Here is a 13,889-nt window from a genome sequence, read left to right on the forward strand (position 1 = left end):
CATGCAGCTCACGGTGTGGACATATGAAGGACCACCCCACGTCGGCGCGATGCGCGTCGCGACGGGAATGGAAGGTTTGCATTATGTGCTGCATGCCCCGCAGGGCGATACCTACGCGGACCTGCTGTTCACGATGATCGAACGCCGCGATCGGCGCCCGCCCGTCACCTATACGACGTTCTCCGCACGCGATCTCGGCGGCGATACCGCCGAACTGTTCAAAACCGCCGCCCAGAACGCCTATGACCGATTTCGGCCGCAGGCGATGATCGTTGGGGCGTCCTGCACGGGCTCGCTCATTCAAGACGATCCAGGCGGTTTGGCGCGTGCGCTTAATCTTCCGATCCCGGTTGTAACCGTCGATCTGCCGGCCTATCAACGCAAGGAAAACTGGGGCGCTGCCGAGACATTCTATCAATTGGTGCGTGCGCTGGCTGGGCCTGTTGCGCCTGCGCCGGGAATCCAACGTGCGCCGCGGGCGATCGGTTCGCGGCCGCGTTGTAATTTACTGGGACCGACGGCGCTCGGCTTCCGCCATCGTGACGACGTCACTGAGGTCACCTCGCTGCTGACGAAGCTTGGTATCGACGTGAACGTCACGGCGCCGATGGGCGCGAGTCCCGCCGATCTCGCCAGACTCGGCGATGCCGACTTCAATGTGGTCCTCTATCCCGAGATCGCCGGGCAGGCAGCATCGTGGCTGCAGCGCACGTTTGGGCAATCCTCGACCAAAGCTATTCCGATCGGCGTCTCGGCAACCCGCGAATTCGTTGAAGAAGTGGCAAAGCTAGCCGGCGTCGACGCGACCGCAACGCTCGCTGCGAGCTCGACGCGGCTGCCCTGGTACTCTCGCTCGGTTGACTCCACCTACCTGACCGGCAAGCGGGTCTTTATCTTTGGCGATGCGACGCATGCGGTCGCAGCCGCCCGGATTGCATCAGACGAACTCGGTTTCAAGATCGTCGGACTTGGAACCTATAGTCGTGAATTCGGCCGTGAGATTCGCGAAGCCGCCAGGACATATGGCGTCGAGCCGCTGATCACCGACGACTATCTGGAAGTGGAAGCCCAAATCACCGAACTGCAGCCTGAACTGGTGCTGGGCACGCAGATGGAGCGGCATATCGCCAAGCGTCTCGGTGTTCCCTGCGCGGTGATCTCGGCGCCGGTGCATGTTCAGGATTTTCCCGCGCGCTACGCCCCGCAAATGGGCTTCGAAGGCGCGAACGTGGTCTTCGATACCTGGGTTCACCCGCTGATGATGGGCCTCGAAGAACATCTGCTGGCAATGTTCAAGAACGATTTTGAATTCAGGGATGGCGCGGTTCCATCGCATCTTGGTGCGGGACATGCAGCCGTCGATCAGCCGGTTCGACAATCAGAACCCGTTCAAGCGTTGGTCGCGGCGTCTGAGATCGCCGTGGCATGGGACGCTGACGCCGAAAGAGAACTGCACAAGATTCCATTCTTCGTTCGCGGCAAGGCGCGCCGCAACACTGAACGCTTCGCCAACGAAAACGGCGTTGCCACCATAACCGTCGAGACGCTTTACGATGCCAAAGCGCATTTCGCCCGCTGACGCGACACCGATTCGGGTCGTCGTCGTGACCATGGACAGCCATCTGTCCGGCGCGGCCGCGCGAGCGCAGAAACTGTTGAAGCGCGAGTTTCCGGGACTGGAACTTTCGGTCCATACCGCGGACGAATGGGGCACAGATGACGCGGCGCTAGCACGGTGCAAGGCGTCGATTGCGCGCGGCGACATCGTGATCGCGACCATGCTGTTCCTTGACGATCATGTCCGTGCAGTGATGCCGGCGCTGGCCGCCCGTCGCAACGAATGCGACGCGATGATCTGCTGCATGTCGGCGAGCGAAGTCGTCAAACTGACCCGGATCGGCAAGTTCGACATGAGCGGGGAGGCGCTCGGTGCGATCGCCTGGCTCAAGAAGTTGCGCGGCAACCGCAAGGGCTCGAGCCCCGGCGGCAAGGGCGAGATGAAGATGCTTCGGCAGTTGCCGAAACTTTTGCGTTTCATTCCCGGCACCGCGCAGGACATGCGCGCCTATTTTCTGACGCTGCAATATTGGCTGGCCGGGTCGGAGCAGAATATCGCCAACATGGTTCGCCTGCTACTGGATCGTTACGCCGACGGACCTCGCCGCGGACTACGTGGGGTCGCCAAGGCGCACGCACCTGTCGAGTATGCCGATATCGGCGTCTACCACCCGCGCATGAAGGACCGTATCGCGGATACCGCAGATCGGCTGCCCGCGATGGCGAACGAGAAGGGCACAGTTGGTCTGTTGCTGCTGCGATCCTATCTGCTGGCTGGAAACGCCGGTCACTACGATGGGGTGATATCAGCCTTCGAAGCCAGGGGATTGCGCGTCATTCCCGTGTTTGCCAGCGGCCTCGACCAGCGGCCGGCAATCGAGCGCTTCTTCATGAAAGAAGGCCGCAGCATGGTCGACGCGGTGGTCTCGCTGACTGGCTTCTCGCTGGTCGGTGGACCCGCCTATAACGACTCCAAGGCGGCCGAGGATATTCTGGCCCGGCTCGACGTACCGTATCTGTCGGCACATCCCGTTGAATTTCAGACTCTGGAGCAATGGGGAGCGTCGGATCGCGGACTGATGCCGGTGGAAAGCACCATCATGGTCGCAATTCCCGAGCTGGACGGCGCGGCCGGGCCGATGGTCTATGGCGGTCGATCCGACGGCGCTGGTGTTCCCTGTACCGGGTGCGAACGCGCCTGCACTTTCGCCCGCTCCGAAATCGGCGGCGAGATGCGTGTATGCAGCGAGCGAGCCGACATGCTGACGTCGCGCACCGCGCGCCTGGTCGCGATGCGACGCTCCGATCGACGCGATCGCAAAGTCGCCGTTGTATTGTTTAATTTCCCGCCGAATGCCGGTAACACCGGAACTGCCGCGTTCTTATCGGTGTTCGAATCCCTCCATCGGACGCTCACGGCGATGAAGCGCGAAGGCTATCAGGTCGATGTGCCCGCCGACGCCGATGAATTGCGCGAGCGCATCGTGGTCGGCAACGCGGCGCGATTTGGCGCCGATGCCAATGTCCATGCCCGAATTCCGGCTGGCGACCATGTCCGTAATGAAAAATGGCTACGCCAGATCGAGGCGCAGTGGGGACCGGCGCCTGGCAAGCAACAGAGCGATGGCAGCTCGATCTTCGTGCTCGGCGAACGCTTCGGTAATGTTTTCGTCGGTGTCCAACCAGCCTTCGGATACGAAGGTGATCCGATGCGGCTCTTGTTCGAGAAGGGCTTTGCGCCGACGCACGCCTTCTCGGCCTTCTATCGCTGGCTGCGCGAGGATTTCGGCGCCAGCGCGGTGCTTCATTTCGGCACCCACGGCGCGCTGGAATTCATGCCGGGCAAGCAGGCGGGCCTGTCAGGTGTGTGCTGGCCCGACCGGATGATCGGCGATCTGCCGAACCTCTATCTCTACGCGTCCAACAATCCGTCCGAAGGCACCATCGCCAAGCGCCGTTCGGCCGCCACTTTGATCAGCTACCTGACGCCGCCGGTCGCGCATGCCGGACTTTACAAGGGTCTGGTCGAACTCAAGGCCTCGATCATGCGCTGGCGCGGCCTGCCGCCCGACGAAGGCGATGAACGAGCCAGTCTTGCAGCTCTGATCCAGGCTCAAGCGAGCGTGCTGGATTTGGCGCAAGCGGAGCCAGCGTGGATTGATCAAGACGACGCCATCAGCAAGCTCTCGGAAGCCGTGCTCGAACTGGAATACGCGCTCATTCCGCATGGCCTCCATGTGGTTGGCGAGGCGCCGTCGGCCGAGCAGCGCGTTGAAATGCTGCAGGCGGTGGCGGACGCATCGTATGGCGCGCATCCTGACAAATCGGTGCTCGAAGCCATCGTGCGCGGCGGCGCACCCGAAGCGCTTGCCTCCAGGGACGATGCATCGGCGCGCCTGTATAAGGAATTGGCTGATATTGATCGGATGCTGCAGCAGGATCACGAGATCCCGAGCATCCTGCATGCGCTGGATGGTAGGTTTGTCCGTCCCGCGCCGGGCGGCGATCTGCTGCGGACCCCGGCGATCCTGCCGACCGGACGTAATCTTCACGGCTTCGATCCGTTCCGGATTCCCAGTGCTTTCGCGGTCCAGGACGGCGCGCGGCAGGCGCAGCGTTTGATCGACAAGCACGTCGCCGAAGGTCACGGGCTTCCCCAATCGGTCGCGATTGTGTTGTGGGGCACCGATAACCTCAAGAACGAGGGCGCGCCGATCGGACAAGCGCTGGCGCTGCTCGGTGCGAAACCGCGTTTCGATGGCTACGGCCGCTTGACCGGCGCCGAGTTGATTCCCCTCGACGAATTGAACCGGCCGCGGATCGACGTCATCATCACCATGTCCGGCATCTTCCGTGACCTGTTGCCGCTCCAGATCAAGCTGCTCGCGGAAGCCTGCTTCCTTGCTGCGTCCGCCGACGAACCGGTCGAACAGAACCTCGTTCGCAAGCACGCGCTGGCCTATCAAGCCCTGCATCATTGCGATCTGGAAACGGCGTCCTTGCGCGTGTTCGGCAATGCCGATGGCGCCTATGGTTCTAACGTCAACCATATGGTCGAGAACGGGCGCTGGGACGACGAGGACGAACTCGCCGAGACCTACACGCGCCGTAAAAGCTTTGCTTATGGTCTCAAGGGGCAGCCGGTGCAGCAAACGGCACTCCTGAAGGACGCGCTCGCGACCGTGGATCTCGCCTATCAGAACCTGGACTCCGTCGAGCTCGGCGTTACCACCGTCGATCACTACTTCGATACGCTCGGCGGGATCAGCCGGGCGGTACGCATCGCCAGAGGTGGTGAATCGGCTCCAGTCTACATCGGCGATCAGACCCGCGGTGCAGGCACGGTTCGTACCTTGTCGGAACAGGTCGCACTGGAGACCCGCACCCGGATGCTCAATCCGAAATGGTACGAGGGCATGCTCAAGCACGGCTATGAGGGCGTTCGCCAGATCGAAGAGCACGTTACCAATACCATGGGTTGGTCGGCAACGACGGGCGAAGTCGCACCTTGGGTGTACCGGCAATTGACTGAGACCTTCGTACTTGATCCCGAGATGCGGGAACGACTGGCCTCGCTCAATCCGGTTGCATCCGCAAAAGTCGCGAACCGGCTGATCGAGGCGCACGAACGCAAATACTGGTCGCCCGACCCGGAAATGCTCGAGGTCCTGCGCAGGGCGGGCGAAGAGCTTGAGGACCGCCTTGAAGGCGTGGGAGTTGCCGCATGAATATCCAGACCAAGCCATCCACGCTCAAGAGCCCGTCATGTTGCGGCGACGGCGAGGGCAGCGTCCAGGTGCAGCTCGACCCAAAGCTCAAGATAGGCACCGCCAAGGTATTCTCCGTCTATGGCAAGGGTGGCATCGGCAAAAGTACAACGTCATCGAACTTATCGGTGGCATTTTCAAAGCTCGGCAAGCGCGTGCTGCAGATCGGCTGCGATCCCAAGCACGACTCGACCTTCACGCTGACCAAGCGCCTGGTGCCGACCGTGATCGACGTGCTGGAATCCGTGAACTTCCATGCCGAGGAGTTGCGTCCGGAAGATTTCGTGTTCGAAGGCTATAACGGGGTCATGTGCCTGGAGGCAGGTGGACCGCCGGCCGGTACTGGTTGCGGCGGTTATGTGGTCGGACAGACCGTCAAGCTTCTCAAGGAGCACCACCTTCTCGAAGATACCGATGTCGTGATCTTCGACGTGCTAGGCGACGTCGTTTGCGGTGGTTTTGCTGCCCCGCTGCAGCATTCGGATCGAGCGCTGATTGTCGCCGCCAACGATTTCGATTCGATCTTTGCGATGAACCGCATCGTTGCCGCGATCGAAGCCAAATCGAAGAACTACGGCGTCAGGCTCGGGGGCGTGATCGCCAACCGCAGCAAGGATACCGACCAGATCGACCGTTACAACGAGACCGCCGGATTGAAGCGTGTCGCGCATTTCCCAGATCTCGACGTCATCCGCAAGAGCCGGCTGAAGAAATCGACATTGTTCGAGATGGATCCGACGCCGGAATTGGTGGCGGTCCAGAACGAATACATGCGGCTTGCGACTGAATTGTGGGAGGGCAAGATCGAGCCTTCGCCGGGCAAGTCGCTCAAGGACCGTGAAATCTTCGATCTGTTGGGGTTTGACTGATGTCTGTAGCCAGCTATCTCGAACGGCGTGGAGAGCTTGAGACCTATTTCGACCGCACCGCGGTCGATGCCTGGGCCCGATTAACCTCCGACGCGCCGGTGGGTCGTATCCGCGCCACGGTACGCGCCGGTCGCGATGAGATGCGCAGCACACTTTTGGCATGGTTGCCGGCAAATATGAGCGGCGCGCGTCTGCTCGACGCCGGCTGCGGCACCGGCGCCCTTTCTATCGAGGCGGCGCGGCGCGGTGCCCGCGTCGTTGCCATCGATCTTTCGCCCAAGCTGGTCTCGGTCGCGCGCGAACGTATCCCATCGGATCTTGGTGCCTCTGTCATCGAGTTCAAGTCGGGCGACATGCTCGACCCCAAACTCGGCCGTTTCGATTTTGTCGTCGCCATGGATTCGCTGATCCACTACCAGTCCGCCGATATCTGCCGGATCATGACGGGGTTGGCCGCGCGAACCAACGAAGCTCTGTTGATCACGTTTGCCCCGAAAACTCCGGCTCTGGCTGTGATGCACGCAGTCGGCCGGTTTTTTCCTCGGGGCGATCGTGCGCCGGCGATCGAACCCGTGGCGGAACAGAAACTCCGCGGGCTCCTGATGTCCGACGATGGTCTTGAAGGTTGGCAGATCGGCCGCAGCCATCGGGTTGCCAGCGGATTCTACACATCACAGGCATTGGAGATGATTCCCCGATGACCCGAATCGCGACGACATTCGCAAAAGGCTGGATGCGGCTCGGGACCCGCTTCCTTCCCTTTGCAGACGCGGCGACGAAGGAACTTCCGCTCGGACGTTTGCTGCGGCTGTCGCTGTTCCAGGTGTCGACTGGCATTTCGATCGTCCTGCTCAACGGCACGCTGAATCGGGTCATGATCGTCGAACTCGGCGTGTCGACCTTGCTGGTGTCGTTGATGGTCTCGCTGCCGCTCGTGTTCGCGCCTTTCCGGGTACTGATCGGATTCAAATCCGATAATCACCGTTCGGTGCTGGGCTGGCGGCGCGTACCGTATATCTGGATGGGCACGCTGGTGCAGTTCGGCGGCTTCGCCATCCTGCCGTTCGCGTTGCTGGTGCTGTCTGGAACCGGGGAATATCCGGCGGTCTACGGTCAGTTCGGCGCGGCGCTGGCCTTCCTGCTGGTCGGCGCGGGCATGCACACCGCGCAAACCGCCGGACTGGCTCTGGCGACAGACCTGGCGCCGGTCGAGTCGCGGCCACGCGTCGTCGCATTCCTTTACGTTATGTTGCTGTTCGGCATGGCCGGCAGCGCGCTGATGTTCAGTGAGCTACTGCGCAACTTTCATGAAATCCGTCTGATCCAGGTAATACAGGGCGTTGCCGTCGCCCAATTGCTGCTCAACATTGCCGCGCTTTGGAAACAGGAAGCGCGCAATCCCTCGCTGACGTCGGCCGTCCGTGAGCGGCCGGAATTCCAGCATTCCTGGGCCAAGTTCCGTAACGCCGGCGGATCGGTTCGCGTCCTGGTCGCGCTGGCGCTAGGCACCTCGGCCTTCTCGATGCAGGACATTCTGCTCGAGCCGTACGGTGCCGAGATTCTGAAGCTCACGGTGGGTCAGACCACAGCGCTTACGGCTTTCTTTGCGCTGGGTACGCTGGCGGGATTTGGTCTTGCTGCAAGGACGCTCGGACGCAACGCTGATCCTTATCGTATCGCTGGATTCGGTGCCGTCGCCGGAGTTTTTGCCTTCTCGGCGGTAATCTTCTCTGCGCCCTTAAGCTCCGTGCTGCTGTTCCGGATCGGCACCGCATTGATTGGTTTTGGCGGCGGGCTGTTCGCTGCGGGTACGCTCACGGCCGCGATGGCGCTCGCGCGGGATGGCGAGAGCGGACTGGCGCTCGGCACCTGGGGCGCCGTACAGGCAACGGCCGCCGGCAGCGGGATCGCGATCGGCGGCGGCCTGCGCGATGCGGTGTCGTCTCTTGCCGAGAGCGGAACGCTGGGCCGCGCGCTGGCCGACCCCTCGACCGGTTACAGTGTCGTCTACCACATCGAAATCGCGTTGTTGTTTGCCACTCTGGTTGCGATCGGTCCGCTTGTGCGCTCGGCACGAACCGGCTTCTCGCAGCATTCATCCAAATTCGGCCTGGCCGAATTTCCAGGTTAGTCAACGAGAGGGAGGTCTCTCATGCAAGACGGCGCATATTTGGACGTAGCTCAGGTCACCCTTTACGTATTCTGGATCTTCTTCGGATGCCTGATCTATTACCTTCGCCGCGAGGACAAGCGGGAAGGCTATCCGCTCGACTCCACGGCGTTGGGTGGCGGGGTCGTGCACGGTTTTCCGCGAATGCCCGATCCGAAGACCTATCTGCTGCGTGACGGACACACGGCGACGCTGCCGAACCACAAGAACGACCGCCGCGATGCACCCGTGGCTCCTGTCGCGCCGTGGCCCGGCGCGCCGATGGGTCCGACCGGCAATCCGATGCTCGACGGTGTCGGGCCCGGATCGTATGCGGATCGGGAAGATGTTCCCGAACTCAATATCGATAACGTCCCCTGTATCGTTCCGCTGCGGCTGGCGGAGGGCACCTACCTCGAAGCCCGCGATCCGGATCCGCGCGGCATGAAGGTTATGGGTGCGGACAGCGAACCGGGCGGCGTCGTCACCGAAGTGTGGGTTGATCGCGCCGAGGCCCTAATCCGCTATCTCGAAGTCGAAGTCACGACATCAGCTGGTGCGAAGCGCGTGCTTCTGCCACTGCCGTTCGCGAAGATCGACGGCCGTCGCGGCCGGGTCTGGGTCAACGCCATTCTCGGCAGCCAATTCGCCGATGTCCCGGCCACCAGGAGTCCCGACCAGGTGACCAAGCTCGAGGAAGATCGCATCGTCGGTTACTACGGCGCCGGCACGCTCTACGCCACGCCGGCACGCCAGGAGCCGCTGCTGTGAAACAGGATTATCAACAGTTCAGGAATTTGAAGTTCAAGGAACTGCCGGCGCCATTGCCTGCCGGCGAGCGCGTGATCTGGCAAGGCAAACCTTCGTTCAAGGGGTTGGCGCTGCGCTCATTCCACATCCGCGAGGTTGCGCTCTACTTCGGGCTTTTGATGATGTGGAAGCTGTGGTCGACCTGGTCTCATGGTGGCTCACTCGGTGAAGCACTCAATTCCGTTGTGTGGCTGATCATTCCGGCCGTGAGCGCGATCGCGGTATTGGCCGGTCTCGCGTGGCTGTTCAGGCGGGCGGCGTGCTACACGATTACCACCAAGCGGGTTTTGTTTCAGTTCGGCGTGGCGCTGCCGATGACCATGAACATCCCGCTGAGCAAGATTGCTAACGCCGCATTGAAAACCTATCGCGACGGTTCGGGCGATATTCCGTTGAGAGTCTGCGACTCCAAGCGAGTGTCATACGTTTTGCTTTGGCCGCACATCCGTCCGTGGCGGCTGCGTACACCAGAACCCATGTTGCGCGCATTGCCGGATGCCGCGATTGCAGCCGCTCGACTTTCCGAAGCTTTAACCGGGCAACCCGGCCCCGCGGCGGTTGCGCTGTCGCAATCGGCCGGTCGCAGCCTCGTTTCGGACGCGACCGCAAACACCCCATCGACAGTCGCGGCCTGATCGGAGGAACGCCATGAGCCGAGCCGTCCAAGAGCCTGTCGTTCCCAAAGGTGGAGTCCTCGCGGCAGCGGCATTGGTGCTGTTCTCGCTCGCGGCGGTCACCACGGTTCGGTTGACCGGGATCGGCGAGGTGCACATGACGCTTCCGTCGGCTGTGCAAAGCCGCGATCTTCAATTTGCCGACGGCGACAACGGTACCGTACTGGTGTACGACGCCAGTGACCATCGACTGGTCGACACGCTTGCGCCTGGTAGCAATGGTTTCATTCGCGTGGTGTTGCGAGGCCTTGCGCGCGAACGAAGGCTTGGCGACATCGGCTCGCAGCCGCCGTTCAAGCTGACCCGCTATGCCGGTGGCCAGATCACGTTGACCGACACCTCGACCGGTAAGCAGATCGATCTTGGCGCGTTTGGGTCTACCAACACTGAGGCCTTTGCCCGGCTGATGAATTTACGGGGCGGTGCCACATGACGCGCCAATCGTTCGATGTGCCCTGCACGGTGGAGATCGAGCAAACCTCAGAAACGCTGCACGCCCATGTCGTGCTCGACGGTGACATCCAGATTCGGCCGGGTGACGAAGTGCGGGTTCATGACGCTCCGACGCATATCGCATTCGGCGAACGTCTGGTGGTGCGGCGGACCGCGACTGTGGTCCGCGCCGGTCCGCTCGGCCGGTTGCGTGCGCGGCTGGAAGGTTATCTCGAATTGACAGAGCTGTACGAAGTCAGTTTCTCGGATGGGAGGGCATCATGATCCCGATGGAAGGTGGCACCCAGGGTAGTCTGCGGCCAATTATGCGCGCAGGTATCAAAGGAAACGCCGACAGTACGGAACTCGCGCGCGAGGACACGATCCTCAGTCCGCGTTTCTATACAACTGATTTTGAGGCGATGGATCGGCTTGATGTCAGCCTGGTGCGCGCGGAATGGAATGCCGTGATCCGGGAGCTTCGCGCGGATCACAACAAGTCGCATTTCGTCAAGACCGACGAATTCAAGAATGATCTGGAGAGCCTGCCGCACGAGCTCCGCAAGGAGTTCAAGGATTTCCTTGTGAGCTCGCTGACTGCCGAATTTTCCGGCTGCGTGCTCTATGCCGAGATCAAGAAGCGGATCAAGAACAAGGATATTCAGGAACTCTTTAGTTACATGAGCCGCGATGAGGCGCGGCATGCCGGCTTCATCAACGAGATCCTGAAAGACCATGGGATTGGTGTCGATCTATCGTTCCTTACCAAGGTGAAGAAGTACACCTACTTCCGGCCGAAATTCATCTTCTATGCGACCTACCTGTCCGAGAAGATCGGCTATGCACGCTACATCACGATCTTTCGTCAGATGGAGCGGTATCCCGAACGCCAGTTTCATCCGATCTTTCGTTGGTTCGAGTTGTGGTGCAACGACGAGTTCCGCCATGGCGAAGCTTTTGCACTTCTGATGCGCGCCGACCCGTCGCTGCTGCGCGGAGCGAACAAGCTCTGGATCCGCTTCTTCCTGCTCGCGGTGTTTGCCACCATGTATGTGCGCGATCACATGCGGCTGGCGTTCCATGAAGCGCTGGGGATGGACCCGACCGACTACGACATGCAGGTGTTCCGCATCACCTCGGAGATATCGAAACAGGTATTTCCGGTGACGCTGAATCTGGACGACCCGCGTTTCCTTGCGGGTCTTGAGCGACTTCGGCGCATTTCCGAGGGGATCGCCGATGCCCGTGCGAGGGGCGGTGTCTTCTCGAGATTAAAGCGCATGGGTTTAGCCGCTCATGCGGCGCTTACGTTTGCGCGCCTGTTTCTATTGCCGACACGGCCGAACGCATTGCCGCGCGATATCTGCCTGCAACCGGCGTGGTGAGGAGCGCACGTCATGGCCTCGTATACGGTCCCTCCGGTCTATGCAGCCTTCATATGGTGGTTTAGCACCGGGGCCGTGCTGCTCCTGGTCGGATGTGCCAGACGTTTTGTCCCGTTGAGGGTCACGATCGCCGTATTCATGGTGGCAGCCTCGCTATGCGGTCTGACGTTCAGCGCAGCAGAAACTAGTATTGGTAGCGCCTATATCGCCTTTACCAGCACGATCCTGCTATGGGGCGCTCAAGAGATCGTATTTCTCTCAGGCTGGGTGACGGGCCCACGGGCAAAGCCGTGTCCGGCCGGCGTCACGGGATGGACACGCCTCGGCCCGGCGATCGGCGCGATTCTTTATCACGAACTGACCTTACTGGCATGCGGTGCTGCTATCGTCACGTTGACCTGGGGCAACGTGAACCAGGTTGCGTTGTGGACGTTTGCCGCGCTGTGGGGGCTGCGGCAAAGCGCCAAAATCAATTTGTTTCTCGGCGTGCCCGTCACCAATGACGAGTTGATGCCACAACCCGTGCAATTCCTGAAGACGTTCTTCGTCCGCAAGCCGGTCGGCGCGTTCTTTCCGATGTCGGTCACCTTGGCGACTGCCGTTCTCGTGATCCTGATCCAGCGCATCGTTGAAGTCGCCGCAACCCCATTCGACGTGGTCGGTCTGACGCTGGTTTCGACGCTGTTTGCGCTCGGCGTTGTCGAGCATTGGTTCATGCTGCTGCCGCTGCCGGCGATTACGCTGTGGGGTTGGGGCATGCACTCGGGTTTCCCGCCGGAGGACGCCACCATGAAACAAGAACCAGATGCCACTGCCACTAATGCGCCACCCAATCTTGTCGTGCTTGCAAGTGTGCGTCCCGATTTAACGCCTTCGAGACCGGCACACGCGACCTGTGCGCGCCAGCGGCTCGAAGATCAGTTTCGCCAGAGCTTTCGCGAGCAACATGCGCGGGAAGATCTGACAACGGGGCTTGGTATCGGCGAGGCGCCGGCTGCAACGATTAACGGGAGGACATCATGAATTACGAAGCCTATTTTCGCCGGCAGCTTGATGGTCTTCATCGCGAAGGGCGCTATCGTGTCTTTGCCGATCTGGAACGCAAAGCGGGCGCGTTTCCCCGCGCCAGACATCATCAACCGGATGGCGCTGGCGAGGTGACTGTATGGTGTTCCAACGACTATCTCGGCATGGGCCAGCACCCTGCCGTGCTCGCTGCGATGCATGAGGCGCTCGATAGCTGCGGCGCAGGCGCCGGCGGCACCCGCAACATCGCCGGCACCAATCATTATCACGTGTTGCTGGAACAGGAACTGGCAGCCTTGCATGGCAAGGAAGCCGCGCTTTTATTCACATCGGGCTACGTCTCCAATATGGCGTCGCTGAGCACGCTGGCCTCGCGGATGCCGGGCTGCACCATCCTGTCCGATGAACTCAACCACGCCTCGATGATCGAGGGCATCCGGCATAGCCGCAGCGAAACGCGGATCTTCGCACATAACGATCCACGCGATCTTGAACGCAAGCTGTCGGACCTCGATCCGCATGCGCCGAAGCTCGTGGCGTTCGAATCGGTGTATTCGATGGATGGCGATATCGCTCCGATCGCTGAACTCTGCGACGTGGCTGACGCCTACAACGCCATGACCTATCTTGATGAAGTTCATGGTGTCGGCCTCTATGGCCCGAATGGCGGCGGCATCGCCGACCGGGAGGGAGTTAGCCACCGGCTTACTGTGATCGAGGGGACGCTTGCCAAGGCGTTCGGCGTGATCGGCGGCTACGTCGCGGCCTCCGCCACGATTTGCGATTTCATCCGCAGCTTTGCGTCCGGTTTCATCTTCACGACGTCGCTGCCGCCCGCGGTGGCCGCCGGCGCGCTGACCAGCATCCGCCATTTGAGGTCGAGTGCCGTGGAACGCGAGCAGCATCAGGATCGCGTGGCCCGGTTGCGGCGTCGGCTCGACGAGACCGGCGTCGCGCATCTCGACAACCCCAGCCACATCGTGCCGGTGATGGTCTGCGACCCCGTGCTTTGTAAGCAGATCAGCGACGTGCTGATTGATCGATACGGTATCTACGTCCAGCCGATCAACTACCCGACCGTGCCCCGTGGCACGGAGCGGTTACGGATCACGCCGTCGCCGCATCACACCGACGCGGATATCGAGCATCTCGTTCAGGCGCTTGCAGAGATATGGGCCGAGGTCGGACTGGCCAAGGCGGCTTAGTCAAGGCGGCTTGAT

The 13,889-nt window shown here is 61.3% G+C and carries 12 protein-coding genes; all 12 read left to right on the plus strand.

Annotated features, from left to right (window positions below):
• The first annotated feature begins 1 nt into the window (after window position 1).
• Genes bchB through hemA form a run of 12 tightly spaced genes read left to right on the plus strand, consistent with a single transcriptional unit; the run spans window position 2 to window position 13,874 of the window.
• Window positions 2-1,579, plus strand: coding sequence for a ferredoxin:protochlorophyllide reductase (ATP-dependent) subunit B (bchB, locus tag ABSE61_RS05375; RefSeq protein ID WP_423870043.1), 1,578 nt, complete (start codon window positions 2-4; stop codon window positions 1,577-1,579).
• Window positions 1,554-5,285, plus strand: a complete 3,732-nt coding sequence (locus tag ABSE61_RS05380; RefSeq protein WP_423870044.1) for a magnesium chelatase subunit H — start codon at window positions 1,554-1,556, stop codon at window positions 5,283-5,285. The genes bchB and ABSE61_RS05380 overlap by 26 nt, the downstream gene beginning before the upstream one ends.
• Complete coding sequence (gene bchL / locus ABSE61_RS05385) at window positions 5,282-6,193, plus strand: ferredoxin:protochlorophyllide reductase (ATP-dependent) iron-sulfur ATP-binding protein (RefSeq protein ID WP_423870045.1); 912 nt, start codon at window positions 5,282-5,284, stop codon at window positions 6,191-6,193. The genes ABSE61_RS05380 and bchL overlap by 4 nt, the downstream gene beginning before the upstream one ends.
• Window positions 6,193-6,894, plus strand: a complete 702-nt coding sequence (gene bchM, locus ABSE61_RS05390; RefSeq protein WP_423870046.1) for a magnesium protoporphyrin IX methyltransferase — start codon at window positions 6,193-6,195, stop codon at window positions 6,892-6,894. The genes bchL and bchM overlap by 1 nt, the downstream gene beginning before the upstream one ends.
• A complete protein-coding gene (locus tag ABSE61_RS05395; protein ID WP_423870047.1) occupies window positions 6,891-8,324 on the plus strand; it encodes an MFS transporter in 1,434 nt (477 codons plus the stop codon). The genes bchM and ABSE61_RS05395 overlap by 4 nt, the downstream gene beginning before the upstream one ends.
• Before the next feature lie 21 nt (window positions 8,325-8,345).
• Window positions 8,346-9,113: a photosynthetic reaction center subunit H gene (gene puhA / locus ABSE61_RS05400; protein WP_423870048.1), complete on the plus strand. Its 768-nt coding sequence runs from the start codon at window positions 8,346-8,348 to the stop codon at window positions 9,111-9,113.
• Window positions 9,110-9,787: a photosynthetic complex putative assembly protein PuhB gene (gene puhB / locus ABSE61_RS05405; protein ID WP_423870049.1), complete on the plus strand. Its 678-nt coding sequence runs from the start codon at window positions 9,110-9,112 to the stop codon at window positions 9,785-9,787. The genes puhA and puhB overlap by 4 nt, the downstream gene beginning before the upstream one ends.
• Window positions 9,788-9,800: 13 nt before the next feature.
• Complete coding sequence (puhC, locus tag ABSE61_RS05410) at window positions 9,801-10,259, plus strand: photosynthetic complex assembly protein PuhC (RefSeq protein ID WP_423870050.1); 459 nt, start codon at window positions 9,801-9,803, stop codon at window positions 10,257-10,259.
• A complete protein-coding gene (locus ABSE61_RS05415) occupies window positions 10,256-10,543 on the plus strand; it encodes a hypothetical protein (protein ID WP_423870051.1) in 288 nt (95 codons plus the stop codon). The genes puhC and ABSE61_RS05415 overlap by 4 nt, the downstream gene beginning before the upstream one ends.
• Window positions 10,540-11,643, plus strand: coding sequence for a magnesium-protoporphyrin IX monomethyl ester (oxidative) cyclase (acsF, locus tag ABSE61_RS05420; RefSeq protein WP_423870052.1), 1,104 nt, complete (start codon window positions 10,540-10,542; stop codon window positions 11,641-11,643). The genes ABSE61_RS05415 and acsF overlap by 4 nt, the downstream gene beginning before the upstream one ends.
• 12 nt (window positions 11,644-11,655) lie before the next feature.
• Complete coding sequence (gene puhE / locus ABSE61_RS05425; protein ID WP_423870053.1) at window positions 11,656-12,666, plus strand: putative photosynthetic complex assembly protein PuhE; 1,011 nt, start codon at window positions 11,656-11,658, stop codon at window positions 12,664-12,666.
• Window positions 12,663-13,874: a 5-aminolevulinate synthase gene (gene hemA, locus ABSE61_RS05430; RefSeq protein WP_423870054.1), complete on the plus strand. Its 1,212-nt coding sequence runs from the start codon at window positions 12,663-12,665 to the stop codon at window positions 13,872-13,874. The genes puhE and hemA overlap by 4 nt, the downstream gene beginning before the upstream one ends.
• The last annotated feature ends 15 nt before the right edge of the window (window positions 13,875-13,889 follow it).

The organism is Bradyrhizobium sp., from assembly GCF_049519115.1.
In the GTDB taxonomy this organism is placed as follows: Bacteria; Pseudomonadota; Alphaproteobacteria; order Rhizobiales; family Xanthobacteraceae; genus Bradyrhizobium.

What these genes read in the sequence shown, in the direction of transcription:
- bchB (WP_423870043.1), top strand. Translation starts at nt 2, where the DNA reads ATGCAGCTCACGGTGTGGACATATGAAGGACCACCCCACGTCGGCGCG.
- ABSE61_RS05380 (WP_423870044.1), top strand. Translation starts at nt 1,554, where the DNA reads ATGCCAAAGCGCATTTCGCCCGCTGACGCGACACCGATTCGGGTCGTC.
- bchL (WP_423870045.1), top strand. Translation starts at nt 5,282, where the DNA reads ATGAATATCCAGACCAAGCCATCCACGCTCAAGAGCCCGTCATGTTGC.
- bchM (WP_423870046.1), top strand. Translation starts at nt 6,193, where the DNA reads ATGTCTGTAGCCAGCTATCTCGAACGGCGTGGAGAGCTTGAGACCTAT.
- ABSE61_RS05395 (WP_423870047.1), top strand. Translation starts at nt 6,891, where the DNA reads ATGACCCGAATCGCGACGACATTCGCAAAAGGCTGGATGCGGCTCGGG.
- puhA (WP_423870048.1), top strand. Translation starts at nt 8,346, where the DNA reads ATGCAAGACGGCGCATATTTGGACGTAGCTCAGGTCACCCTTTACGTA.
- puhC (WP_423870050.1), top strand. Translation starts at nt 9,801, where the DNA reads ATGAGCCGAGCCGTCCAAGAGCCTGTCGTTCCCAAAGGTGGAGTCCTC.
- ABSE61_RS05415 (WP_423870051.1), top strand. Translation starts at nt 10,256, where the DNA reads ATGACGCGCCAATCGTTCGATGTGCCCTGCACGGTGGAGATCGAGCAA.
- acsF (WP_423870052.1), top strand. Translation starts at nt 10,540, where the DNA reads ATGATCCCGATGGAAGGTGGCACCCAGGGTAGTCTGCGGCCAATTATG.
- puhE (WP_423870053.1), top strand. Translation starts at nt 11,656, where the DNA reads ATGGCCTCGTATACGGTCCCTCCGGTCTATGCAGCCTTCATATGGTGG.
- hemA (WP_423870054.1), top strand. Translation starts at nt 12,663, where the DNA reads ATGAATTACGAAGCCTATTTTCGCCGGCAGCTTGATGGTCTTCATCGC.